The organism is Streptomyces malaysiensis subsp. samsunensis (assembly GCF_024519315.1).
Classification (GTDB): domain Bacteria; phylum Actinomycetota; class Actinomycetes; order Streptomycetales; family Streptomycetaceae; genus Streptomyces; species Streptomyces malaysiensis.
The window spans coordinates 1-24,923 of the sequence record NZ_JANIIC010000092.1 but is presented as its reverse complement, the minus strand read 5'-3'; the positions used below and the strand labels follow the sequence as shown (position 1 = coordinate 24,923).

General features: G+C 69.3%; 22 protein-coding genes, 1 pseudogene and 1 riboswitch. Of the genes and pseudogenes, 6 read left to right on the top strand and 17 right to left on the bottom strand.

Translation table 11 applies throughout. The features are described from left to right. Positions 1-13 precede the first annotated feature (13 nt). The 3 genes from NQU54_RS43950 to NQU54_RS43940 all read right to left on the bottom strand — a co-directional run bounded on the left by NQU54_RS43950 (position 14) and on the right by NQU54_RS43940 (position 2,812). The gene (locus NQU54_RS43950; RefSeq protein WP_257635901.1) at positions 14-766 is read right to left on the bottom strand and encodes a hypothetical protein; all 753 of its coding nucleotides are present in this window, start codon (positions 764-766) and stop codon (positions 14-16) included. 52 nt (positions 767-818) lie between these two features. Further along, positions 819-1,211: an inorganic diphosphatase gene (locus NQU54_RS43945; protein ID WP_257635900.1), complete on the bottom strand. Its 393-nt coding sequence runs from the start codon at positions 1,209-1,211 to the stop codon at positions 819-821. 34 nt (positions 1,212-1,245) lie between these two features. Then, a riboswitch (Fluoride riboswitch) is annotated at positions 1,246-1,312 on the bottom strand. Positions 1,313-1,918: 606 nt separating this feature from the next. Continuing rightward, the gene (locus tag NQU54_RS43940) at positions 1,919-2,812 is read right to left on the bottom strand and encodes an AraC family transcriptional regulator (protein WP_257635899.1); all 894 of its coding nucleotides are present in this window, start codon (positions 2,810-2,812) and stop codon (positions 1,919-1,921) included. Between the two features lie 244 nt (positions 2,813-3,056). Here NQU54_RS43940 and NQU54_RS43935 point away from each other — a divergent pair, with 244 nt between their 5' ends. Continuing rightward, entirely contained in the window at positions 3,057-3,434 is a 378-nt protein-coding gene (locus tag NQU54_RS43935) for an aldo/keto reductase (protein ID WP_257635907.1), read from the top strand. Here the strand turns inward: NQU54_RS43935 and NQU54_RS43930 are convergent. Both NQU54_RS43930 and NQU54_RS43925 read right to left on the bottom strand, forming a co-directional pair. Then, a pseudogene (locus NQU54_RS43930) lies at positions 3,417-3,660 on the bottom strand (cyclic nucleotide-binding domain-containing protein); the annotation flags it as partial. The gene NQU54_RS43935 and the pseudogene NQU54_RS43930 sit on opposite strands and share 18 nt — an antisense overlap. A gap of 190 nt (positions 3,661-3,850) precedes the next feature. After that, on the bottom strand, positions 3,851-4,813 hold the full coding sequence (locus NQU54_RS43925) for a metal ABC transporter solute-binding protein, Zn/Mn family (RefSeq protein WP_257635898.1): 963 nt from the start codon (positions 4,811-4,813) through the stop codon (positions 3,851-3,853). Between the two features lie 242 nt (positions 4,814-5,055). On the opposite strand from NQU54_RS43925, the gene NQU54_RS43920 reads away from it, so the two are divergent. The 4 genes from NQU54_RS43920 to NQU54_RS43905 all read left to right on the top strand — a co-directional run bounded on the left by NQU54_RS43920 (position 5,056) and on the right by NQU54_RS43905 (position 8,024). Then, positions 5,056-6,045: an ATP-binding protein gene (locus NQU54_RS43920; protein WP_257635897.1), complete on the top strand. Its 990-nt coding sequence runs from the start codon at positions 5,056-5,058 to the stop codon at positions 6,043-6,045. Between the two features lie 48 nt (positions 6,046-6,093). Next, entirely contained in the window at positions 6,094-6,486 is a 393-nt protein-coding gene (locus NQU54_RS43915; protein ID WP_257635896.1) for an SCO5389 family protein, read from the top strand. Between the two features lie 306 nt (positions 6,487-6,792). Continuing rightward, positions 6,793-7,251 carry a Fur family transcriptional regulator gene (locus tag NQU54_RS43910; RefSeq protein ID WP_257635895.1) on the top strand — a complete coding sequence of 153 codons (459 nt, stop codon included), beginning with the start codon at positions 6,793-6,795 and terminating at the stop codon, positions 7,249-7,251. A 128-nt stretch (positions 7,252-7,379) separates the two neighbouring features. Next, a complete protein-coding gene (locus tag NQU54_RS43905) occupies positions 7,380-8,024 on the top strand; it encodes a choice-of-anchor M domain-containing protein (RefSeq protein WP_257635894.1) in 645 nt (214 codons plus the stop codon). 229 nt (positions 8,025-8,253) lie between these two features. Here the strand turns inward: NQU54_RS43905 and NQU54_RS43900 are convergent, their stop codons facing one another. The 12 genes from NQU54_RS43900 to NQU54_RS43845 form a co-directional block, all read right to left on the bottom strand. Further along, positions 8,254-10,050 carry a choice-of-anchor M domain-containing protein gene (locus NQU54_RS43900; protein ID WP_257635893.1) on the bottom strand — a complete coding sequence of 599 codons (1,797 nt, stop codon included), beginning with the start codon at positions 10,048-10,050 and terminating at the stop codon, positions 8,254-8,256. Between the two features lie 107 nt (positions 10,051-10,157). Next, on the bottom strand, positions 10,158-10,871 hold the full coding sequence (locus NQU54_RS43895; protein WP_257635892.1) for a class E sortase: 714 nt from the start codon (positions 10,869-10,871) through the stop codon (positions 10,158-10,160). A 35-nt stretch (positions 10,872-10,906) separates the two neighbouring features. Then, on the bottom strand, positions 10,907-11,845 hold the full coding sequence (locus NQU54_RS43890; protein WP_257635891.1) for an anchored repeat-type ABC transporter permease subunit: 939 nt from the start codon (positions 11,843-11,845) through the stop codon (positions 10,907-10,909). Further along, on the bottom strand, positions 11,842-12,612 hold the full coding sequence (locus tag NQU54_RS43885; protein WP_147967039.1) for an anchored repeat-type ABC transporter ATP-binding subunit: 771 nt from the start codon (positions 12,610-12,612) through the stop codon (positions 11,842-11,844). The genes NQU54_RS43890 and NQU54_RS43885 overlap by 4 nt, the downstream gene beginning before the upstream one ends. Next, a complete protein-coding gene (locus tag NQU54_RS43880; RefSeq protein ID WP_257635890.1) occupies positions 12,609-13,553 on the bottom strand; it encodes a TIGR03773 family transporter-associated surface protein in 945 nt (314 codons plus the stop codon). The genes NQU54_RS43885 and NQU54_RS43880 overlap by 4 nt, the downstream gene beginning before the upstream one ends. Then, positions 13,550-15,124 (bottom strand): anchored repeat ABC transporter, substrate-binding protein, encoded by a 1,575-nt coding sequence (locus tag NQU54_RS43875; protein WP_257635889.1) that lies wholly within the window; start codon positions 15,122-15,124, stop codon positions 13,550-13,552. Before NQU54_RS43875 ends, NQU54_RS43880 begins: the two co-directional genes overlap by 4 nt. A gap of 112 nt (positions 15,125-15,236) precedes the next feature. Then, the gene (locus NQU54_RS43870; protein WP_257635888.1) at positions 15,237-16,979 is read right to left on the bottom strand and encodes a choice-of-anchor M domain-containing protein; all 1,743 of its coding nucleotides are present in this window, start codon (positions 16,977-16,979) and stop codon (positions 15,237-15,239) included. Between the two features lie 114 nt (positions 16,980-17,093). After that, positions 17,094-18,107, bottom strand: coding sequence for a choice-of-anchor M domain-containing protein (locus tag NQU54_RS43865; protein WP_257635887.1), 1,014 nt, complete (start codon positions 18,105-18,107; stop codon positions 17,094-17,096). Positions 18,108-18,449: 342 nt separating this feature from the next. Continuing rightward, a complete protein-coding gene (locus NQU54_RS43860) occupies positions 18,450-19,232 on the bottom strand; it encodes an ABC transporter ATP-binding protein (RefSeq protein WP_257635886.1) in 783 nt (260 codons plus the stop codon). Next, complete coding sequence (locus tag NQU54_RS43855; RefSeq protein WP_257635885.1) at positions 19,229-20,236, bottom strand: FecCD family ABC transporter permease; 1,008 nt, start codon at positions 20,234-20,236, stop codon at positions 19,229-19,231. The genes NQU54_RS43860 and NQU54_RS43855 overlap by 4 nt, the downstream gene beginning before the upstream one ends. Positions 20,237-20,271: 35 nt before the next feature. After that, a complete protein-coding gene (locus NQU54_RS43850) occupies positions 20,272-21,036 on the bottom strand; it encodes a class I SAM-dependent methyltransferase (protein ID WP_257635884.1) in 765 nt (254 codons plus the stop codon). A 34-nt stretch (positions 21,037-21,070) separates the two neighbouring features. After that, complete coding sequence (locus NQU54_RS43845) at positions 21,071-22,078, bottom strand: ABC transporter substrate-binding protein (RefSeq protein ID WP_257635883.1); 1,008 nt, start codon at positions 22,076-22,078, stop codon at positions 21,071-21,073. 578 nt (positions 22,079-22,656) lie between these two features. Between NQU54_RS43845 and NQU54_RS43840 the strand changes: the two genes are divergently transcribed. Next, a complete protein-coding gene (locus tag NQU54_RS43840) occupies positions 22,657-24,846 on the top strand; it encodes a polysaccharide lyase family 8 super-sandwich domain-containing protein (protein WP_257635882.1) in 2,190 nt (729 codons plus the stop codon). Positions 24,847-24,923 lie beyond the last annotated feature (77 nt).

Sequence of the window (24,923 nt, the reverse complement as noted above, 5' to 3'; positions counted from 1 at the left end):
CCCCGTGTGGTGTCTAGACATATCCGATCTCCCGGGTGAGCTCCAGCGCGAGGATACGATCGAGGAGGGCGAAGGTCTCGAACTTGGCGCCGTCCGGGAACGTGTCCGCCGCCGCTACGTGGCGCAGCAGTTCCAGCAGGGCGGGGGTGGCCAGGTCGCGGGCAATGGCCGCTTCCGCCGCCTGGGCGATGTCGGCGGGCACGGGCCTCGACGGCGCGCACGCCCACCGCGCCACCTGCCGGCGCCAGCCTTCCAGCGCGTGCGTGGCGGTGGCGAGTACGGGGCCGGTCAGGTCGACGGGCTGCGCGTGGGGGCCGGCCAGAAGAGCCAGCCGTACGGCCAGCGGATCCGCACGGTCCGCCGGGGCATCCGTGGCGTCCTGTGCGACGGCGTCGGTGGTCTGGCGTACGCGTCCTACCCGGATCCACACCCCTGTTGAGGCGGCGGGCGGCGGGGCGGCGCCGATGTGTGCGTCGGCCGGCGGGTCGGTGTCGGTACCGGCGCCGGGAGGGTCGATGCCGAAGCCGTCCAGGACGGGCCGCGACAGGGCGTCCTGGTGAGCCGGGCCATCGGGCGCCAGCGTGGCCATTACCTGCACACCGTGGACTTCCAGGGCGCGCCGCAGCACGTCCGCAACGAGCAGGGCGCGCATGCCGGTGGCGTCCAGGACCGCCTGCCCGAGATGGATGCGCAGAACCAGGATCCCGCGGCGCCTGGTGGGGAGGTTGGTGCGGCGGCGGGTGTGTCCGTCCCTCACGTACAGCATGGTCATGATGGTCGGGACGGGCCGGGCCTGGGGCACGGGCTGTGGCGGGGCGTCATTCCAGGCACCCCGTACGCGGAAGGCGGGCGTGCCGACGAGGCAGGTCGGGCAGGTCCACCAGGTCGGTGCAGGGGGCGGCCTCGGCCACGCACAGCACCCCGCCCGCTCCGCGGTCCCGCGCGGCGACGTGGAGGACGGCGGTCGGCCGGGCGGCGGCCTCGTCACGGGGGATGGCGGGCTCGCACATCAGGACCAGGGCCTCAAGAGGGCGGCCATCGTCGCCGGGAGTGTCCGGCACACGTCCGTGGCTCACCGCCCGGCCCGTCTTGCCAGGCGCCGATGGCGAAGCATCGGCCGGAGGTCCGGCGGTTCCATCGTCACGCCTGGCGGTGTCGGCGAGGGTCGCGTCGACCGCAACGGCGATCCTGGGCATCGAGTGCCTGGGCATCGGGTGCCACCTCCGTGCTGCGAGCGTTTTCCTGCATCACGTAGAGGCCATCAGCACCTGTCCGGGTGCGGTCGGCGGCGAGCCTCATCGCCCTGTCCGTCCAGTGTCCCGCGCCGCGGCGGCCGCCTCAAACGGACCTCGGGCGGGTTCCGCGTCGACGGACCCGGTGGTCGACGGACCCGGCGGGGAGGCCACGCCTGTCTCGCGCTACCCTCGAGCCCTGCGGTTCCCTCTGGGGCCGCGCGGCGGTGGGGCCCGCCGTAACCCAACCGCGGCACTGTCGCCGCCAACGGTCCCTGCTTGCGATGGATGCGCTCCGGTATACCCGGGCGCTGTGCGAGTAGGAGACCCGTGTGGGAGAGTCCCGATCCCCAGTGCTCAACGAACCCACCGACCCCGATGTCGATCCGCGCGTGCCCGCGCGGCGGGGCGCGCCGCAGCGCGGACAGTGGCCGGTCGTCGCGGCCGTGGCCGTCGGCGGTGTCATCGGCCAACGCGATCGCCGGCATCGCCGCCGGTCTCGGCGCGGCCTTCACCGGAGCGGCGCTCGCCCAGGCCATTTGGTCCTGAGCGCCCACGGTTCCCGCTGGTCTTGTTGTCCGCTTCGGAGCGGGCCAGGCGCCGCCGGTGGGCCGCGAACGTCTCCACGGCCAAACGCCCCGAGACCATCCCTCAACGCAAGCAATCAGCGCAGGCCAGCTCGGCGATCACACATAGTCGGCCAGGACCTGGCCCTGCAAGCGTGTGGCGTCCTGGCCGGGCGGCACGCCGAACAACCGGCGGTATTCCCTGCTGAACTGGGACGGGCTGGAGTAGCCGACGGCGTGTCCCACCTCCGCGATGTCCCGGGCGCCGGCCACCAGCCGCATCCGGGCCTGCTGGAGCCGCAGTTGCTTCTGGTATTGCAGCGGGCTCATGGCGGTGGCCGCCCGGAAGTGCCGGTTGAGCGCCGGAGCGCTGAGCCCGACGTGGTCGGCGAGGTCGCTGATACGGATCGGCTGGTCGTAGCGGGCCTGGAGCCATTCGACGGCGCGGGCGACGAGCGCGAGGCCGCTGTTGGCGAGGCCGACCTGCCGGACGGTGGCGCCGTGCGGTCCGGTCAGCAGCCGCCAGTGGATCTCCCGCTCGACGGCCGCGCCCAGAACCCTGACGTCGTCGGGGCGGTCCATGAGCCGGAGCAGGCGCACGATCGGATCGAGCAACAGCTCGTCGGCGTCGCTCATCACGACCCCGGCGCCGCCACCCTGCCGGGACCTGCGCGAAGGCACCTGAAGCAGGAGTTCGACGATCACCGACGGCTTGAGCGCGAGCCCGAACGGGAGGAACGGCTCGGCGCTGCTCGCCCGGGTGATCTGGGTGGTCACCGGCACATCGACGGTGACCACGAGGTACTGCCCGGCGCGGTAGTCGAAGACGCGGTCCCCGACCACGGTGCGTTTGGCCCCCTGGGCGACGACCGCGAGCGCCGGGCGGACGATGTCGCCGAGCGGCCGTGTCGTGCGGTCGGCCGAGAACACCTTGGCGCCTTCGACCGGCAGGGACCCGGGCCCGTGCGCGGTCAGCCGCGTGATCTCGGAACACAGGTCGTCCAGCGTGGCCATGGCCCCAGTCGAGCACGCGGGGCAACCGGGGGCAACCGATCCGCGCCAGCGGGAGCGGATCGTGCAAGGGTGGGATCGCATCGGTCTAGGTGGGCGGTGATCGCCGGTGTGGGATGAAGGAGTCCTTGAGAACGACGCGCCCGACGGCGCACGACACATATGAGGAGCCACCGCCGTGCCTCTCGATTCCTACGTGACACTCCCCCGCTGCGGACTGCGCGTCAGCCCGCTGACCCTCGGCACGATGACCTTCGGCGACGACGCCGGCTGGGGCACCGGCGAGGAGGAGTCCACCGCGATCCTGGCGCACTACCTGGAACTGGGCAGGAACTCGGTCGACTCCGCCAACATCTACACCAACGGCCACTCCGAGAAGATCATCGGCGACTTCTTCGCCGGACGGAACGCCCTGCGCGACCGCACCGTGATCGGCACCAAATTCTTCGCCAACCTCCACCTCGGCGACCCCAACGGTGGCGGCGCCGGCCGGAAGGCCCTGCACAGGCAGCTCGAAGAGTCGCTGCGGCGGCTGCGCATGGACTACGTCGACATCCTCTGGATCCACAACTGGGACCAGGGCACCCCGGTCGAGGAGACGCTGCAAACCAGGAACATCCGATGAGTTCGTTGTGACGGAGGGTTTCGATGACGGCGGCCCGGCGGCCGGGCACGTGCATGTCGAGGGTGACGCTGCCGGTACGGATGATCCAGAACCGATCCGCCTTGCCACCTTCCTCGAAGAGTCGGGTGCCCTGCGGGAACGACACCTCTCGGGCGAAGCGCATCAGCCGGTGGCGGTGCTCGGCCGGCAGCGCCTGGAGCATGCCGGCCGTGGCGGGAGCGTTCATGACGTGCCTCCAGTCAGGGTTACGAATCTGCCACGTCCAACGTGCTCCGGCGCCCCGTGTCGGGCGATGGGCCACCCGGTCCCGTGGCCGGGCCGCCCGGCACGACGTCCGGGGCCCACGGAAGTGGTGGCTTGCGGCGGTACGCGGTACTGCGCCGCCTCCCGCATCCGGGCCATCGTCCCCACCGTCCTTACTTCTTGCCCGTCGCCTCGGCCAGGGCATTCCGGATGCCCTTCAGCTGGCGGACCTGCCAGTCCTGGAACGAGGCACCCGCCGGGGTGAGGGTCTCGGTGACCGTGGCCACCGGGATACCGGCCGCTTTGGCCTCCGTCACCTGGGCCCGCACGTCCGGGGTGGAGTTCTGGCTGTTGTAGACGTAGATCCTGACCTTCTTGTTCTTGATCTGCTGGTCGATGGTGGTCTTGTCCTTCGCCGTGGGGTCGGTGCCCTCGCTGATGGCATCGAGGAAGGACTCGGGGGTGGCCATCTTCAGGCCGAGGCCCTGGGCGAGTGGCGTGACGATGGACTCGGAAGCGCCAACGGGCGTACCGGTGTAGGTGGACTTGATGTCGGACACCAGTCGGCTGTAGGGGGCCAGGGTGGTGGCCTCGAAGGCTTTCTTCCGCGCGTCGAAGTAGGCAGCGTCGACCGGGGCGATCTTCTTGTAGTCGGCGGTGATCTTCTCGATCACCTTGTGGACGTCGGCCGGGGCGTACCAGCGGTGGGGATTTCCGCCCGGCCCGACGCCGACCAGGTCACCGATCTTCAGCTCGGCGCGGTCGCTGCCCGGGTTGGCGGAGAGCAGCTTGTCGGCCCACGCGTCGTAGCCGATGCCGTTGACGATCGTGTACCGGGCGGTGGCGACGGCGCGCCCGTCGGCGGCGGTCGGCTCGTAGTCGTGCGGGTCGGCGGAGGGGTTGTCGATAATGCTGGTGACGTGCGCGTGACTGCCGCCCAGCTGCTGGGCGATGCTGCCCCAGAAGTTCTCCGCCGCCACCACCTGGATCACCTTGCCGGACCTCCCCTTGCCGGAGGCGGAGCCATCGGCCGCGTTCGAGGAAGCGGTGGAACAGGCGCTGGTGCCGGCGAGCACAGCGACGGCGGCGGCACATCCGGCGAGGGTGCGGGGACGGCGGGTTATGGCAGATCTCATGGCGCGGTCTCCTCGGTACTGGGCGAACACCGCGAAGGCTAGGTGAAAATGGTTTCCAAAACCACGCGATGACCCCCGAGATGAAAACCATTGCCATAACTTGACCCGGGCACCGACGCTCACGAGATGACACCGACACCCATCCCCCCTTCCCCGGCGGCGACTTGACAGGGAGGCCACATCCCGGAAAACCTCATCAAGCGAACATGACATTCACATTCACCTGGAGGTGATGCACGGCCATGCGCATCGCGTTCGTCGGCAAGGGCGGGAGCGGAAAGACCACCCTCTCCGGCCTCTTCGCCCGGCATCTGGCTCGTTCCGGCGCCCCGGTCGTCGCCATAGACGCCGATATCAACCAGCATCTGGGGACCGCCCTCGGGCTGGACGAGGACGAGCTGCGCGAGGCCGTCCCGCTCAGCACACGCCTCATCGAGATCAAGGAGTACCTGCGCGGCGACAACCCTCGCATCCCCTCCGCCGAGGCCATGGTCAAGACCACTCCGCCGGGCACCGGCTCCCGTCTGCTGCGCCTGCTCGGCACCGATCCGGTGCACACCCGCCACATCCGGGAAGTCGCCGGAGTCGGGCTGCTGACCACCGGTGTGTTCACCGAGGAGGATCTCGGCGTCGCGTGCTATCACTCCAAGCTCGGTGCCGTCGAGCTGTATTTGAACCATCTGGTGGACGACGCCGGGGAGTACGTCGTCGTCGACATGACCGCCGGGGCCGACTCCTTCGCCTCCGGGCTCTTCACGCGTTTCGACATGACCTTCCTGGTCGCCGAGCCCACCCGTAAGGGCGTGTCCGTCTACCACCAGTACAGGGACCACGCCACCGAGTTCGGCGTGCCCCTGGCCGTGGTCGGCAACAAGGTGACCGGCGAGGACGACCGGCTCTTCCTCAAGGAGCACATCGGCGACGACCTGCTGGTCTGCTTCGGCCACTCCGACTGGGTCCGCGCCCGCGAGCAAGGCCGTCACACCGGCGCCCTCGAGCCCGAACACCGCCTGGCGCTCGATGAGCTGCGGACCGCCGTGGACTCGCGCACCAAGGACTGGGAGACCTTCCAGCGGCAGGCGATCGAGTTCCACCTGAGCAACGCTCACGCCTGGGCGAACAGTTCCACGGGCCAGGACCTGAGCACCCAGATCGACCCGGACTTCCGGCACGGGCCGACCGCGCTGCCCGGGAATCACACACCAGAGGCCCACGCCGGGACCCTCGGCTGAGCACCACGCTTCATCACCCGTAACCGACCGATGGGACACCGATCCGCCATGTCGCTGAACGTCACGCCGGAACTCCTCGCCCAGGCCGAGCAGGGCGAGATCCGTGAACAGGACTTCGTCGCCACCGTCCGGGAATCGCTGCCGTACGCCTACGAGCTCATCGCCGGACTGGCGGGCTCGCTCCGCGAGGGTGACGCCGAGTTCGCGGACAACCAGACGCCGCCCCCGTCCGAGGCCGAGCGTGGCCAGCTACTGCGCGCGCTCGCCAGCGACGCCATCCGCGGCAACCTGGAACGCCACTTCGGCGTCACCCTGGCCTTCATGAACTGCCACCGGGTGGCCGTCTTCCGTCCGGGCACCGAGGAAGGTCCGACCTACACGAGGTTCACCTCGACACGGTCCCAGATCCTCAACCAGTCCCCCGAGTTCCGCGACTGCTGACCGGCGGTGGGGAAAGCGGTACGAGCATCCACTCCATACGGGTGACATGCCGTATCGCCGTCTTGTCGGCCTGGCAATGCTGTGCGAACTGTGGATAGCCGGGCGCCCGCCCTGGTGCCGGAGAATGAACCTCCGGTCCAGGGTGGGCTTAGGGTTTTCTCCCTGGCCAAGCCCAGAAGCCGTAGCCGTCTCGTGCACCGGCGCGCATTCGCACACCCCGGCAGCACCGCCCCGGCGGCACCGGCCACGGGTACGGCGAGCCGGAATCGTACCGCTCCCGCCGCGCGCCAGTGGAGGTGATCTGCCATGACCAGCCGGACGACCCGGCAGCGAATCGCCGTCCTGCGCGTCCTCACCGGTTGTCAGGACTTCGTCTCGGCGCAGGAACTGCACACGCTGCTGACCGCCGCCGACGTCTCGGTGGGGCTGACCACCGTCTACCGCGCCCTGCGGGATCTGGAGGCGACGGGTGGCGTCGACGTCGTCCGCGATGACACGGGAGAGCGGCTCTACCGCCGTCGGCCCGCCGACGGCCACCGCCACTACCTGATCTGCCGCTGCTGCGGCCGCAGCCGCCCGGTGAACTCCGAGGCAGTGGAGCGCTGGGCGGACGGGATCGGAGCCGACACCGGATTCACCGCGGTGGAGCACGCCGTCGAACTCACCGGCATCTGCGCCGACTGCCAACCCGCCGCCGACACAGGAGAACCTCCACCCTGCCGCTGGGATCCCGACCGGGGCCGAGCCCACAGGTGCGCGAGCTGAGGCAGGCCCGTACGGCGTCTGCTCGGGCCCCCACGGGGACACCGCCGTCACCCGCCCCTTCCGTACTTGAATATGATTTTCATTATACTCTAGTGCGGGCATGTTCACTTCACCTCACAGGAGGTCAGATGTCCGCAACCCTGAGACGCACCGCTCTGTTCGCCGGCGCCGTAGCGGCCACGCTCGGCCTGGCAGCCGCCCCCGCACACGCCGCTCCGGTGACCCTGTCCGAGGGCCACGTCGACGTCGTCGACATCGCCTACGAGGACGGCGCGCTCGGACTGGGCCTGCATGACGAGACGACCGACACCCCGGTGGAGCGTGACCCCGCCGAAGTCACGCTGCACGTCAAGCCGGAGGCCGAGACCACGGTGCCGAGCAACGCGGCATTCTCGTTCCTCGGCTCGCCCGGTGATCCCGCATGGGTCCTCCCGCAGTCCAACAACCCCGAGCTCCTGTATGCGGGCTGGGGCGCCCACGAAGTGCCGTCGGGCGCGTTCCAGGGCGACTCGGTGCGGCTCAAGCTGACCGCAGTGAACGGTCCCGCCGACGTAAGCGTGTTCGACGTGAGCGCGGGGGCCCCGACAAAGCGCTTCGACAGCGGTGATGGCCTGCCCGACTCCATCGACGTCTCCGCCGGCGCCCACCACCACACGAACTGGGCGTTCGAGGCCAAGGGCGACTACACACTCACCTTCCAGGCCACCGGGACGCTCACGGATGGCACGACGGTGAACTCCGCGGCCGTGGACTACCACTTCACCGTCGGCTGACAGCCGCATCCCCGGCCCCGCACCGTTCCGCCCCGGGGGTGATCGCGGCAGCCGCTCGTCCTATCGCCTCCCCGCGACTGCCGTACATGGGGCCGGGTCACGAAGTACTCACGTGGCCCGGCCCCACCATGCGCTCGGTCGGCGCGCCCGGCCGAGCGCCCGCACACATCAGGGGCCGGCGACAGGCCGGAGGGCCGAGCCCGTCAGCCGCGCCGCCCGCCCGCAGCGGTCATCTATCCTGTGCGTTCGCGTTCTCGGCGGCGGAAGTCGCTTCATGGCGCTTGCGCTGCCGCGCCACAACGACGGCCAGGAGGGCCAGCACGACCACCGCGATGCCCCCGCCCACCGACCAGGCCACCACCGACAACGAGCCGGACCCCTTCTCGTCCGCGGCAGCGGCCCTCTCCGCGCCTGCCACCTTCAGCACGGGAACGCCTCCTTCGGCAATCACCTCTCCGCGGGCGTCAGTGACAGAGGCCATGATCTGAGCGCCATTCCATTCAGCGGGTACGGTGCGTTCCATCGTCACCCCGCGGGCATGGGCGACCTTGGTGAAGGGGTTCTCCGCGTTCTGGCGGACGTACCACGAGATGGAGTAGTCCTTCCCCGCGCCCTTCACCTTCGCGGTGAACTCCGCCTTTTCACCGGCCCTGAGCGTGTCAGCGCCCTGGACCTCGACAGCGGCCGACGAGTCACCACTCTCCTGCCCCACGGACAGGGTGACCGGCGCGGACTCCGCGAGTACCGCGTGGTCCGCGTTGAAGAGGCGGGCGACGATCTGCGCGCCGTCGAGGTCGGCCGTCACGGGCAGTTCCTGGTCCGCGAGCCGGGATTCCTCGATCCACTCGTAGGCGCTCTCGCCCCGCCGCTTCAGGTACCAGTGGTAGTGCTCGTCGTCAGTCTCAGGGCTCTGCTCGGACACGAAGCGAGCGGTGTCTCCCACCTCATACGTCCTGCGGTCCGACTTGACACCGAGCCGCGTAGTGGGCTCGAGGGCCCGTACGTGCACAGTGGTCGGCTTCGAGGTCTGGACGGCCTTACCGCCCCGCAGGAGTTGCGCGTACACCCGCGCACCGTCGAGCGCGCGGTCCGGCTTCGTGGTGTAGGTCGCGGTGTCCTGCTCGGGATCCTGGGCGAAGGCTCTTTCCCCCTTCTTCTTCAGGAACCAGCGGTAGCGGGTGTCCTCGTCGGCCATGCCCGAGGCGGCCGTGACGTTGATCGTCTGTCCTACGAAGTACTCCCCGTCCACCTTGTCCGGCGTCAGCAGAAGGCCATCCGCGTCCTTGCTGTAGTGGCTGACCTTCTGAGGAGTGGGCGCGTTCTGTTCCGCGGGGACCGGGCCGACGATGAAACGTACGGTGGCGGTGTCTTCGAGAGCCTTGCCGTTGGCGAGCGTGACGTGGACGGTGAAGTCGATGTCGTACGTCCCCTGGTCAGTGAAGATCCAGTTGGCGTGAGTATGCGACCCGACCTCCCCCGACACATGTGTGAACGCCGAGCCGGGCACGATCAGTTGGCTGACCTTCTTGTTCCCGAACCCCCCGGGCTGAGTGACGGCGAACTTCGGGGACTTCGCGTCGCCCGCGTAGGAGAAGCCCGCGAGGTCCATGCCGACCGTCCCCTTGAGCGTTCCCTGGGGGATGCCCTCGAAGGACCAGCCGGGCCAGACCACGGACATGTCCTGGGTCTGTGAACTCATCCACGCGTCCGAGCCGGGCTCATCGAGGAAGGCGTACTCCTCCGGCAAGGTGATGCGCGAGGTCTTGGTGTCGGGTATGTGCAGGGCCAGCTCGTCGGGATCGGCTTCGCCGTCATCCGTCAGCGAACGGATGTCCAGGTCACCGTCCTTGATGACGGGGTAGACGGCGTCGACATGTTCACCGGCGCCCAGCAGGCTGCGATGGTCGGCCGGCCCGGATGCCGCGTGGGCCGGCGCGGCGACCGCGAGAGCGAGCACACCCCCCAACGAGAGCAGTGAAAGAGCATGACGGGCGCGTAGAGCGATGCGCCCCGGAGACAGTGCCATGGGTTCCTTCCGAAAGGCGGTCCCTCCACACGAACGGACCGCAGCGATGGAGTAATGATAATCGTTTTCAACAATTGAGGATGCTGCCCGGCGGCGCCACCGGTCAATCAGTCATCCAGGAGACGGCCCCAGACCACCAACCGGTAACGGGTGCTGTACTCCGGTGTGCACGTGGTCAGGGTCAGGTAGCGGCCCGGCTTCTGATATCCGATCCGCTTGCCCGCCCCGGCGTAGGCGGTAGTGGGGACGGGCTGGATCGTCGCGCCGTCCTCGGACGTCGTCTGAGGCAGTACGACATCGACGCGGTACCGGAATTCGCCGGTAGCGGTGGTGATCGTCACCGTATCGCCGGGACCGACCCGATCGAGATGTCGAAATGGCTCCCCGTGCGTATTGCGGTGTGCGGCCAGCGCGACATTGCCCGTCTCGCCGGGCAACGCCGTACCCGGGTAGTGGCCGACGAACCCGCGGTCGAGCACATCGCGCTTGTCGATGCCTTCCGCGATCGGGGCAGCCAGTCCGATACGCGGGATGCGCACAATGGCGAAGCTCTCCGAGCGTGCCGGGCCATGACGCCGCGCGGGAGCAGCCGCGGGCCCACCCCCGCCGGTGCCCTGCGCCCGGTCGGCCGGGGCTCCTCCCCCACTGCTCGCCTCCTCCGGCCGGGTGGTGTGACGCTCCCTGTCCGGTGCGGTTTCGACGGCCCATTGCCGTTCCAGGCGATGCACCTCGTCCCGGGCCCGGTCCTGGGCCGTGTGGTTGGTCCACCACAGCAGATAGACGGCGAACAGGACCATGAGCAGGCCCAGCGTCACCGCCATATCGCTCACCGCGCGCCCAAGTCGGTGCACCGGCGTCATGCGGCCGGAGTCCGCTCGACCAGCGCCGTGTTGTCCGTCGGCTGCGCCGGGGCCGCCGCCACATCGTCGGGTGCCAGTGCGTGTCCGCGGCGATGTGTCCTGGCCGTGAGGAGACCGTGTCGCGGAGCGAGAAGCCAGCACACGATGAACACCCCGGTGACGACGAGGACGATGAGTCCGCCCGCGGCGAGGTTGTAGGCGTACGACAGGTAGAGGCCCAGCACCGCGGAGCCGGCGCCGATGGCCGGTGCGAGGGCCATCATGATGCCGATCCTGTCGGTGAGCAGTCGCGCACACGCCGCAGGGGTGATCAACAGGGCCAGGACCAGGATGTTCCCGACCGCTTGGAGGGAGATCACCACCGTGACCGTGACGAGTGCGTAGAGCACGACGTCCAGGGCGAAGACCGGCAGACCCATCGCCGTCGCCGTCTCCCGGTCCAGGCTCACTGTGACCAGTTCCTTGTGTACCGCCCCGGCGATCAGCAAAAGGATCAGGCCCATGACGGCTACGGTGACAACATCGCCATCGCTGATGCCGAGGATCTGTCCGAACAGGAACGACTCGAGCGAACCGCTGTAGCCGGGCGCGGTGCTGAGGATGACGATGCCCAGCCCGAACGCGGCGGCGAAGAACACGCCGATGACGGTGTCCTCTTTCAGGCGTCGGTTCTGGGAGAACACCGCGACCGCGAGTGCGGTGAGGAGCCCGGCGACGGCACCGCCGAGGACCAGGTTGAACTGGAACACGAAGGCGATCGCCACTCCGGGGAAGACCGAATGGGAGACGGCGTCCCCGATGAAGGCCATCCCCCGCAGAACGACGTGCGCGCCGACGACACCCGAGACGATGCCGCACATGACGGCCACCGCGAAGGCCCGCCGCATGAACAGGTGCTCCCATGGGCCGGTCAGGAAGTCCATGACACTGTTCATCGGGTCACCCCCAAAGAGGTCAACAGCTGGTCGGACTTGGCCACGCCGAACGCGCGCAGCCAGACGGCGGGGTCTCGCAAGGTGTCCGGAGGCCCCTCGGCGATGACGGTCTTGTTGAGCAGACACAGCCGGGTGGCCAGGTCCGCGGCCGCGGGCAGGTCATGGGTGGTCATCAGCAGCGCCTTGCCTTCGTCGCTCAGCTGCGAGAAGAGGGAGGTCAGAAGCTCCTGGGTGGGGACGTCCAGGCCCGTGAACGGCTCGTCGAGCAGAAGCAGCCTCGGCCGCAGGGCCAGGGCGCGGGCGACCAGGACACGCTGGCGCTGTCCCCCGGACAACTCGCCGATGGGCCGATGGCGCAACTCGGTCATGGCCACGCGTTCCAGCGCCTCGTCGACGGCCTCGCGGTCGGCCGCGCGGGGGCGGCGCAGCCATCCGATGCGGTGGGTGCGGCCGGTCAGTACGGCCTTGGCCACCGGGAGCGGGAAGTCCCAGGCGAACTCATGACGCTGGGGTACGTAGCCGACCGTGCCACGGCTGCGGTCGGCGGGCTGTCCGTCGAGGTGGATGGAGCCGGTGTGGGGGGTGAGGAGGCCCAGGATCGCGCGCAGCAGCGTGGTTTTCCCGGCGCCGTTGGGCCCGATGAGTCCTACGAGATCGCCGACACGCACGGTGAGATCGATGTCCTTCAGGGCGAGACGGCCGCCCAGATCAACGGCGACGGAACGTACGTCCAGCACCGGGGTTCCGCTCGTGGCCACGTCGGTCACTGCCCCTCCCCTTCCTTGCGGGCGGCGTTCTCGGCTCGGGAGGGTGCGGTCCGTCCTCTGTTTCGGCCGCGACGCCACGTCAGGGTGGCGGCGACAGCCACCACCGCGGCGGCGGCGCCCGCACCCCACCACAGGGGCGCGGCTGAATCGTTGGTGTCCGGTGGCTCCGCCGTGTCGGCGTCGATCGGCGGTGTGGTCCCCTTCTCCGCGGGCGACTTGGCGACGAATGCCCGCCGTGGGTCCTGAGGTCCGACGGAGAACCGCAGCGTGCGCTCGCTCCGGTGGCTCTTTCCGTCCTTCGTCTTCGCCGACATCCTCACGTCGAGGAGATATGTTCCGGGCTCGGTGAAGGCCCAGTTGCCGTGGACGTGGCTGTTGACCTCGATGCCGGTCTCTTGCGGGAGTTCCTTCCGTCCATCGAAGAGCATCTTCGGGGTGCCGAAGCTGCCGTTGAGGAACAGCACGAAGTCCCCGGGCCCCTTGACGCTGGTGAGCTGCCAGTTCACCTCCCGGTCGACGGAGGCGGCGACCTTGGGTTCCTGGCTGTTCCAGCCGGGCCACAGCACGCCGGCCTGTTGAACCTGCGGCAGGAGCCACACCGGGTCACCGGGTGTGCCGAGGAAGCCGAACTCCTTGCTCTCGGGGACTTCGATCTTCGCCGTGTCCTTGACATGAAGAACGACGTCAGCGGTCTCCCGCCACGTCGCGGGCTTGGTCGTGTCGTCGCGGATCTGCACGGTCCAGCGGCCGTGGTCGAAGCGCGGGCCGATATCGACGTGGCCGTCCGCGATGACCGTCCGCCCCGTGCCGGTGTCCGGCACGGCCTCGGCCTCCGCCCCCGGGGCCGGAGACTCGGCGGCCGCGGAAAGTGCCGGGGTCCATGCCACCAGGAGCGCCAGAGCCGAGGCCCTGGCACCCGTGCGCATCGTGGTGGTGTTCACTTCTTCATGCCTCCGAGGCAGGAGCGAAGCTCGTCGGCGTTGTGCCGCATCATGTCGGTGTAGTGCCGGGTGTCCTTGTCGAAGGCGTCGCCGTAGAGTGTGCAGACCCTCACATGCTGGTCCCGGGCCACCTGAGTGAGCACTGTCGCGCGCTGGACCAGGTTGGGTTCCATGAACACGGCGGGGACCTTGAGGTTCTTGATCGTGCGGGACAGCTTCTCCACATCGTCCGCGCTGGGTTCCTGCGCCGGGTTGGGCACGACGAACCCCGCCACCTTCATGCCGTAGGCGTCGGCGAGGTATCCAAAGGCGTCGTGGGTGGTGATCAACTGCCGTTTGTGCGCGGGGATCTGCCCTATCCGAGCGCGGACGTAGTCATCCAGCCGATCCAGTTCCTGCTCATAGGCCCTGCTGTTGCGGTCATAGATCCGCGCGCCCTTGGGATCCTCCTTTTTCAGGGTGTCACGGATCAACTGCACGTATGCCTTGGCGTTCTGTACGTCCTGCCACAGGTGCGGGTCGATCTCACCGTGCACATGCTTGCCCAGGACGGCCTGCGGCAGTTGGTAGATCTCCGACCCCGGTTCGCCGAGAAAGGCGAACCGCTTTCCGGCAGGGACCTTCTCCAGGGCCCGGTTCGGCACATCGATGACGACATCGCCGGAAGGTATCTCCTCCTGCTTCCTGCCCTTGGCGCGCAGGTCGGTGAATGCCGATATTTCGCCGGAGTCGATGTTGACCGTCAGGTCGGTGTGTCCGTCGTCGAGGATGGTGTCCCCGGGATCGGCCGCGGTGTGCGGGTCGACGCCCACGGCGAAGGTGAACGTGCCCGTGCCGATCGGCTGGGGGGCTTTGCCGCCGGGATTCCGCAGTTTCGCCTCAAGCCTCAGTGTGTACACACCGGGCTTGGTGAACGCCCAGTTCAGATGGGTGTGCGCGGCCGGCGGCAGGCTGGTGGTGTCCTTGGTGGTGAAGCCGTCCGCCGAATTGAAGTAGACGTTCGGCCGGCCGAGGGACTCCGTCAGATAGGCCACCAGCTCACCGGGTCCCTGCACATCAGTGGCCGACATCAGGATGTCCGAGGAACGGGTCGCACCCCGCGCTTCACCTTCACCGCGCACGCGCAGACCCAGCCAGAGCACGTCCAGGCCGACGTCCTCGACCAGGGGAATGACGTTGGCACCGTAGGTTTCCGACGCTTCGGCGAGTGAGACGTTCGGGGTGCCCTTACGGGCGTTGGAATCCACCGTCTTGATCAGCGCGTGCTCTTCGAGAAGCAGATGGTTGGTGAAGGTGACGTCGGCCTTGGAGACCGCGTTCGCATCCGCCGGGGTGGGCTCGTAGGAATGCGGGTCGCCGCCGGGTGGCACGATCGAGTTGACTTGTACGCGGTCGCCACCGACCTCTCGTACCAGGTCGGCGAGGACTTCTGTGGTGGTCACCACTCGCAGTGCCGCGTCCGGGTTCTCGGGTTCGGCGGCGGGGCGGGCGTTGCCCTTGCACCCTGCCACCGCTACACCGAGAACAGCGGTGGCGGCCAGCGTCCGTAGGGCGGATCCGGCTATACGCATGATGAAGAAACTCCCAGCGAGCAGGGGGCGGCGCCGGGCCGGAGAACCCGGCCCGGCGGAGGGAACGGAGTGTTCGCGGCGCGAGACATGGCGCCGCGAACGCTCCGTTCCTTTACCGGTGGTCCCCGCCGGCGGGCGCCGTACGGCGCCTGCCGCGGCTGATCCCGACCGCGGCCGCGCCGCCCAGTACGAGGACACCGGCGCTCAGGGCCAGAGGAATCGCCGCCGCGCCGCCGGTGTGGGCGAGGCTGCCGCCGGGACGGTCACCGCCGCCAGTCGCCGCCGAGCCGCCACCGCTGCTGCCCGAACCGGTCGAACCACTGTCCGCGCGAGACCCGGAGTCACTTCCTCCATCGGCATCGCCGGTCCCACCGGGAGAACCGCCATCGCGGTCACCGCCTCCCGGAGTGACGGCCCCCGGATCGACGTCACCGACCGCGAACGTGTACGTCCGCGTGTCGGACGTGGTCCGCCCATTCGGCAATGTACCGCTGAGCTGGAAGGTCACCTTGTAGACACCCTCCGCTCCGAAGCCCCAGTTGGCGTGGGCGTGCACACCGAGGTCGACCTTCCGGGTGTCGGGCAGCCCGTCCTCGCTGCTGTAGAGGACATGCGCGCCGCCCAGTCCGGCGGTCTCCCAGATCGCCAGCGGACCCGGGCCATCGACCTTGGTGAGCTTCATATCGACCGGACCCTTGAGGTCACCGGAACCCAGAGCCTCGGTGTTCCATCCTGCCCAGACCACACCCTGCTTCTGTACCTGAGGGATGAGCCAGAAGTCGCTTCCCGCCTTCCCCAGGAAGGTGTAGGTACGGCCGGCGGGGACCTTCTCCTTCGCCTTCGGATTGACGTGCAGCACGACGGAGGACGGTTCGCGCCAGGTGACGTCGGCCGGGTTGCGGCTGTCCTTGAACAGGGTTCGTAGCTTGCCGCTCACCATCTTCCCGGCGATCGCGTCCACGTGGCCGTCATCGATGACCACCTTCTTATCGGCGATATCACCCTCGCCCTTCGCCCTGGCCACGGGCGTGGCAGCAGGACCGACCGCCGAGGGAGGGCTCACGGGGCGGCCGCCAGTGGCCGACGGTGCGGACATCCGGGGCGGAACGGGGTCACCGGGTGTGACTGTCACCGCGGCGTCCCCGACACGCACCGTCCACTCGGTCGTGGCGGTGGCCGTCCTGCCCGTCGCGAGCCGGGCGGTGGCCTCCGATATGAGCCGGTACTCTCCCGGCTTGGTGAACGCCCAGGCCAGCTCGCCGCTGTCGGCAACCGGCAGCGTCTGCGCGTCGGGGAATCCGTCGGCGCTGTCGAACAGCACCTTCGGGCCGGTCGCCTTCGCGTCGGGCGCGGCGTTCTCCTCCGGCGCGAACACCATGACGTCGCCGGGCCCTTCGATATCGGTGAAGGCCCAGTCGACGGTGTCGTCGGCAAGCTCGCCGGTCGGGATGCGGGTCGTGTCCCACCGCGGAGCTCTCGTACCGGCCGCCCGGGCGTCGAGCACCCATACGGAACTGCCGGACTTGCCCAGGAAGGCGTAGTCGTCCCCCGCGGGGACGGTGGTCCTCGCGTCGGCGCCGAGGTCGAGGTCCGCCGCGGATACGTGTTCAGGCGCGGATACGTGTTCAGGCGCGGACACCTCCTTCGAGGAGGACGCCTCGCCCGTCTGGCGTCTCAGGTCCAGCGCCAGCTTGTCGCCCTCCAGGGACAGGACGACATTCGCCCCCCGGGCGGATTCCGGCAGGACCCCCTTGTCGGGGTTGTCCGCGAAGGCGACCGGCGCGAGGCCCGCGGTGAGGGCCACGGAACCGATGACGCCGACCGCGGCCCACGGTGAATTCCTGGGTGCTGCCATGGGATTGACCACTCCTTCTCCGGCGACAGCACTCGGCACGTCGCAAAGTCGTCTGTACTGCTTCCTCGCGCGGACAGGCCCCCAGGTTTTCCTCCCCGGGCCCGCCCCTTCCCGTCAGGTCAGGAAGGAGCCGGGGGTCGCTTCGGCAGCGGATGCGTTCTGCCGCTTGCGCCGGTGGAGAGACACGGCCGTTCCAGCTCCCGCGGTGAACAGAATCGCGCCGCCCACACCGAGCGGAATCGCCACACCCGCACCAGTGTTGGCGAGCCCACCGTTGGGTGAGGTGCCCCCGCCCGTCGTGCCACCGCCGACCTGCGCACCACCGGACCCACCGGCATCGCCACCACCGTCCTGCGCCCCAGCGGCCCCTTCGCCACCGCCACCACCGGTCTGCCCATCACCGGACCCACCACCAGCGGTCTGCCCGCCACCACCGTCCTGCCCGCCCCCGGTCTGCCCACCGGTGTCTCCGTCCTCGCCGGGCAGCGATACACCACTCGGATCGACGTCCCCGACGGCCATGGTGAACACTCGACTGTCGGAGACGTCCTCACCAGAGGCGAGTCTGGCCTCGAAGGTGAAGGTCATCCGGTAGACGCCCTCCTTGGTGAAGACCCAATTCGCATGCTCGTGTGTGCGGGCCGGGACCTTGTAGGCGTCCGGGAGACCGTCTCGGGAGTCGAACCGCATCAGCGGCTCACCGAATGGCGACCAACCGAATACCAGCAGGGAGCCCGGACCCTCAACCTTGTCCAGCGAGAGCTTGAAGTCGCCTTTGATATCGGTGGATTGGAAAGCCTCAGTGCTCCAGCCGGCCCAGAGGACTTCGGGATTCTGCGTCTGCGGAATTGAGTAGTAGACATCACCGGGGCTGCCGATGAAGCTGAGCCCGCCCGCGGGGTCCGGGATGGTCTCCTTGCCCTTCGACGTGAGGTGCATGATGACCGAGGTCGGCTCGCGCCACACCACATCACTGGTCCGGCTGTCCTTGAACAGCGTGCGGAACTCGTCGTTCACCAGCCGTGGCGCGATCGCGTCAACATGACCACCATCGATGACGATGCGCTCGTCGAGTACGTCACCGGCCGCGGCTTCCGCCGCCGAGGAGGACGCGGGAACACCGTTCACAGCGGGTCCACCATCGGCGACGGCCCCCACCGAGACAAGCCCGGTCGCAACCAGGGCCAGCACCCCCACCACACCCGCAGATCGCGTAACTGATCTCATTGCCCCTCATCCGCTGTTGTGGCCGCCCTCATCAGTCGGGCGCCAAGAATCGGCCTTTCCTCCGTCCCCCGCACGCGGCCACGTGATCGTCGGCGGAACGTTCGTACGCAGCGCCGCGGGTAGGGCAACACGACCGCCCCTGGCCTCGGCATGGCCACAGCAACCTTAGATGGGATGGTAATCATTTTCAATAGCGACGGCCCGCAGGTGACGGCCGTGGCCGATACGCCGGGCCGATGGCGTTCACCGCCGGGGCAGCGGGGCCAGACGCACGTCCGGTCTGCCGTCCGGCCCTTGGTCCACGGTGGCGTGGACTCGGTAGACCTGTTCCAGGAGGGGCGGGGTGAGCACCGTGGTGGGAGGGCCGGCCGCGACCACGCGGCCGGCGTCGAGGAGCACCAAGTGGTCGCAGTAGCGGGCGGCCAGGTCGAGTTCGTGGAGCGCCGCGACGACCGTGGCGTCGGTGCGCGAGAGCATCTGCATGAGGTCGAGCCGGTGGCTGATGTCCAGGTGGTTGGTGGGTTCGTCGAGCAGCAGGGCGGGGGTCCGCTGGGCCAATGCCCGGGCGATGTTCACCCGTTGCCGTTCGCCGCCGGAGAGGCTGCCCCAGGACCGTTCGGCGAGCGCCGTGACGCCCATCGCCGCCATGGCCTGTCCGACCGCCCGGACGTCCTCCTCGGTCGTGGCCGAGCGTCCGCGGTGCGGGGCCCGGCCCAGCATGACGACCTGCGACACGGTCGTGTCGAGGTCCGGGGCGCTCTCCTGGGCGACGAAGGCCAGTCGGCGGGCGACGTCGCGCCGTTTCAGGGCCGTGACGTCGGACCCGTCCAGCAGCGCCTGCCCGGACGAGGGGCGGCGCAGACCGGCGAGGAGGCGCAGCACGGTGGACTTGCCCGAGCCGTTCGGCCCGAGCAGAGCGGTGAAGCGCCCGGGTGGCACGGCGAAGGTGACGCCGTCGACGACCGCGCGGCCGCTCGCCGTCCACTCCAGGGAGCGGGCCGCGTGCACGGTGCCGGGGCCCCTCACGGCGTGGCCGTTCGTCTGCGCAGCAACACCGCGAAGGCCGGAACGCCGATGAGCGCGGTGAGCACGCCGACCGGCATCTCCTGGGCGCCGAAGGCGCTGCGGGCGGCCGTGTCCGCCCATATCAGGAAGACCGCGCCGAGCAGGGCCGAGGACGGCAGCAGTATCCGGTGGGACGCTCGCGTGAGCATCCGTGCCGCGTGCGGGACCAGCAGGCCGACGAAGCCGATGGCGCCGCTCGCCGCGACGAGTGCGCCGGTGACGACGGCGGTCGTCCCGTACAGCGCCATCTCGGTGCGGCGCGGCGAGAAGCCCAGGGTCGAGGCGGTCTCCCGGTCGAAGGCGAGTGCGTCGAGATGGCGGGCGTACCGCAGGCAGACCAGCAGGCCGGCGGCGGTGGTGGCGGCGCACACTCCCACCGAGGTCCAGTCGGCCGAGGCGAGCGAGCCGAGCAGCCAGAAGGTCACCGCCCTGGTGCGTTCGGCGTCGCCGGAGCGGACGACGACGAGGCTGGTGAGCGCGCTGAACAGCTGGGACGCGACGACACCCGACAGCACCACCTTGGTCGCCGAGCCGAGCGAGCGGCCCAGCAGGAGCAGGACGCAGCCGAAGGCCGCCATCGCACCGGTGAAGGCTCCGAGGGGCAGGCCGAGGGAGCCGAAGCCGAGCACCAGGACCAGGACCGCTCCGGTGGACGCTCCGGCCGAAACGCCGAGGAGGTAGGGGTCGGCCAGCGGGTTGCGGGTCACGGCTTGAAGGACCGTGCCGCTCACCGCGAGTCCCGCCCCCACCAGCGCGGCCAACAGGACGCGCGGCAGCCGCAGGTTCCACACGATGCTGTCGCGCAGCGGCGGCAACGCCTCCCATGGCGCCCCGAGGTGGGCGCCTATGGTGCGGGCTACGTCCAGCGGCGGTATGTCGGCGCTGCCCGTGCCGACGGCGACGAGCACGGACAAGGGCAGCAGAGCGGCGCAGCAGACGAGGACGAGCGTGCTCCGGGAGAGCATGCCCCGTCGATCCCCTGCCCTCGTGGTGGCAGTTGTCATCGGCGGGCGAAAACCACGTAGTCGTCGAGGTACTGCCACACCGTCCCCACCTCGGCGAAGCCCGCGGTGCGCAGGGCCGAAAGGTGGAAGTGGAGCGGCGCCAGCGGCTGCGGCGGGCGGTCCGTGAACCGCTGCTCGCGTTCGGCGGCGAGCGGGGGCATGCCGGGCTGGGCCACCGCGAGTTCGTACCAGGCGTCCCAGGTGTCGGCCCCGGCGGCGAACGCCGTGCGCCGCACCTCGGCGTCGTGCCGGCCGGACAGGGCGCCCAGGGTCTCATTCCCGGGCCCGTAGCGCAGGTGGTCGGCGTTGAGGAAGACCGCGCCCGGCGGCAGCAGGCCGGCCAGCGCGGTGTAGACACGCAGCAGTTGGGACGGGGAGAGCCAGTGCAGGGCCGTCGAGGAGACGACGGCGTCGATCCTCTCCCCGGCCAGCGGATCGGCCCAGTCGGCCCGTACGAGGTCGGTGTCCACGACGGTGGCCCGGTCGCCGTACTCCGCGAGCACGTCACCGGCGAGCCGTAGCAGCACGGGGTCGTAGTCGACGGCCGTGACCCGCGCCCGGGAGAAGGCGCGCAGGACGCGGTCGGACAGGGAGCCGGGGCCGCAGGCGAGGTCGAGCACGTGGAACTGCTCGGGCAGGCCGAGGCGCAGTACGTCCAGCATCGCCTGGAAGCGCAGCTCCCGGTGGGCGACGTAGGCGCTTTGCTGGGCGTCCCAGCGCTCCAGGAGAGCGCGCGGGGGCAGAGCGGCGGTGTCGGTCATGCGGGTGTCCTTCGATCGGTGGGAGTGGGTGGTGTCAGCCGTAGAGTGCGGTCAGTCCCTTGCTGAGCGCCTCCGCCAGGCCGACGCTGCGAATGGAAGGGTCCATGGCCGAACCGGGCACCACGATGAAGCGGTTGTTGCGCACGGCGTCGAGCCGCGAGGTGACCGGGTTGGCGCGCAGGAACCGCTTCTTCGCCTCGGCGCTGTCCCCGTCCCCTCCGCGGGTCAGATCCGCCAGCACGATGACGTCGGGGTCGCGCTCGGCTATCTTCTCCCAGTTGCCCGCCGGCCACTTCTGGTGGATGTCGTCGAAGGCGTTGTCCACCCCTGCCAGCTTGCTGACCGTCGAGGGCAGTCCGCCGTGTCCGGCGATGTAGGGCGTGGCGGTGCCGGAGTAGTACCACATCAGCTTCGCGCCGGTGTTCTTCGGTGCCTCGCGCACCGCTCGGTCGAGCCGGACGCGCAGGTCCTTGACGGTCTTCTCCCCGCGCCGCTCGACGCCGAAGACGGCGGCGATGTCCTTGATCTCGTCGAAGACGGCGTCGAAACGCACCTCGTCGGACGTCAGTCCGGGGGATTCGCAGTCGTGGGCGGAGAGGTAGGCCGGCACGCCGAGCTTCTTCCAGTCCGCGCGGGGGCCCGCCGCCTCGTCGGCGTATGCCGAGGAGAGCGTGGAGTAGAGGAAGTCCGGCTCCTTGGCGAGGACGGCCTCGTGGTCGGGGTACTGCTCCGCGAGCACCGGGACCTTCCTGTACTCCGTGGCCAGCGAGGGGAGCACGGGATCCGTCTGGTAGGAGGTGCCGATCATCCGGTCGGCCAGCCCCAGGCTGAGCATGATCTCCGTCGCGTTCTGTTCCAGGGAGATCGCCCGCTCGGGGGGAGCGGGCACTCTCGACCCCAGGCCGCAGCTGGTCGCGACCGCGCCGGACGGCCGCGCCGCGTCCCGGGCCCCGGACGCGGCCGTTCCGCTCGCGCCGCAGGCGGCGAGGCCGGGGAGCAGCAGGCAGACACCCAGCAGCCCCTTAATGCGAATGGTTTTCATATTCGAGACGATACCCGCGGCAAGGAGCCACCGGATCACCCGGGCGGCCCACCCGTACGGGCGTCACGGATCTCCCCGACATGCCGTCAGCCGCCCTTTCCCATCGGAGCGTTGACGGGCCCGCGCCCCTGCGGCTGGGGCCTCCGGAGCCGCAGCCGCCGACCGGAATGTGTGCAACATCACTCAGCTTCGGCGCGATGAAACGGTGTCCCGCCTAGTGGTGTCGCGGCGATCTCCGGATGGCCCCTGCCATGGGGCGGCCATCGCGCAACTCCCTGAGTGGCGAAGCTCGTTGCGGTCCGCGCCCGCCGCCTCTCACAGCTCGAGGACGACATCACCGCGCTCGACGTCCATCCCACCGACGCCCGGCACGCCGCCCTCGTCCACCCAGCGCCGCGACTGTTGACGTACCCAGGCCGTAGCCGGTAACTGTTTACGGGTCACTTTCAAACCGGTTTAGACATCGGCGTGCACCAAGCCGAAGCCGTGACCGAATCAGCACCCGGAAGACCTCGTCAACCAACACACACCCCCCACGGCAACGTTGTCAGGATCTGAGTGCGCCCAAAGGAGTCCGCATGACAGAAAACGGAGTCGTACCCCTGCCCGATCGACGTCGCGTCCTACTGGGGGGCCTCGGGCTCGCCGCCGGTGTCGCCGGGCTGACGCTGGCAGTGCCGGCTCTCGCGCGGGCCGCCGAAGCCGGTGGGAGCCGAGCGGTGACGGATGACATTCAGCTCATCATCGAACGCCTGCAACAGCGGTTCCTTGCCCAGGGCGACCAGGTGAGGATCGCCAATGGCATCTTCCTCGCCCGTACGTCCGAGGCCCTGGCCTATGTCGAGTCCCTGCGCGCCGACGGCTCGTGGCCCAATGTGGACTACGCCGACACCACCAGTTCCGCCAACGGTCGGGTCTGGTCGCCGTATCACGCGCTGTACCGCATGATCGCCATGGCTCATGCCTACCGTGATCCGAATGCCGCGGGCTACGGCAAACCGGAGCTGATCGAGGCCCTGAACCGCGCGCTTCTCTACTGGGACAGTGTCAAACCGACCAGCACGAACTGGTGGGAAGTCGAGATCGGCAAGTCGATGGCCATGGGCCGGGTGTCGATCTTCGTCGGCGACGAACTCAGCGCCGAGGCGCGGGAGGTGACCTACGCCCACAACACCGGCCGTCTGGACCCGGTCGGGGCGAACGGCTCCTGGAGAACCGAGAACTACCTCTATGAAGCCGTCGCGAAGCACGCGACCGCCGACATCGAGCAGGGCTACGCCACCATGTCGCAGACGATCGCCGTCGACAGCAGCGGTAAGGTCACCGAGGCGGTGCAGGTCGACTCGTCCTTCTGGGCACATGGGGCGCAGCTCTACAGCGAGGGCTACGGCATGGCCCTGTTCACCATCGTCGCGGCCTGGGCCGATGTCGCGCGCGGCACCGGCTTCGCCTTCTCGCCCGAGGACATCGACGCCATCGCCTTTTACATCCTCGACGGGACCCGCTGGCTGATCCGCGGGGAGATCGGGATGATGTACCTCGGGTACCGTCCCCCCAACACCATCGATGGCATTACGAGTTACGCGGCCGACTTCCTCGAGCCGCTCGACCGGATGGTCCGGGCCGATGAGAGAAACTCGGCGGCGTATCAGCGGCTCGCCGACAATATCCGCGGGAAGAGCCGGGAGAACGGTGTCACCGGACATAAGTACTTCTGGCGCTCGGAGTTCTCCTCACATCTGCGGGACGAGTACGGAATCTTCACCAGGGTCAATTCCCCTCGGATGAAGGGCAGCGAGTACCGCTCCACCTTCCGGCCCGAAGTCGGCAACGAGATCGACTGGAACGCCGCGGGAGCCACCTCGATCCAGGTCACGAACCGGGAATACGACGACCTCGTGCCCGCCTTCGACTGGTTCCACTACCCGGGTGTCACCGCGCCCTACACCAAGGTGACGACGCAGTCGAGTCCCGCCAACCGCGGCAGCTTCACCGGCGGCGTCTCCGACGGGCGTTACGGGGCGAGCGTCTTCACCCTCGACCGGTTCTCGACCACCGGGCGCAAGAGCTACTTCTACTTCGACGATGAGGTGGTCGCGCTCGGCGCCGGGATCAGTTCCACCTCACAGCATGCCGTCCATACGACGGTCAATCAGGGAGCGGCCAGGTCCAATGCCTCCGTCGGCGGCAAGGCGGTACGCCCGGGGACCGATTCCGCCGCCACCGGCGCCTCATGGGCGTACAACGACGAGATCGGCTATGTCTTCCCGGAGGGCGGGCCGTTGAAGGTCTCGAACAAGGAGCAGACCGGGAGCTGGCTCGACCGTGATCCGGTGAAGCGGAATGCCTTCACCCTCTTCTTCGACCACGGCATCACCCCGGACGGAGCCGAGTACGCCTACATCCTCCTGCCCGGCGCGGCGCCCGAGAAGGTCCGCTCTTACGCGGCCGAGCCGGTCGTCAGGATCCTGCGCAACGACGAGCAGGTGCAAGCGGTCCGCCACCCGCGGCTGCGGCTGACGATGGCGACCTTCCACGGCGCGGGCTCCCTCGACCTGGGGTCGGGCCGCACACTGCGGGTCGATCAGCCCTCCATCGTCATGCTCAAGGAGGACGGCGGTTCCGCCGTGGTGAGCGTCGCCAACCCCGACCAGCCCGGCCTGACGGTCTCCGTCACCCTCGCCGCACCCGGCCGCGCCCGTCGCGCCGCCTTCCCGCTGGGCTCCGGCCCGAACCTCGGCAAGACGGTGACACAGCCCCTCAGGTGACAGCACAGGCGTGAACCGGCTTGCGGCCGGCGGCTTCCCCCCCCCCCCCCCCCGCCCCGCCCGCCGCGGGGGGCGGA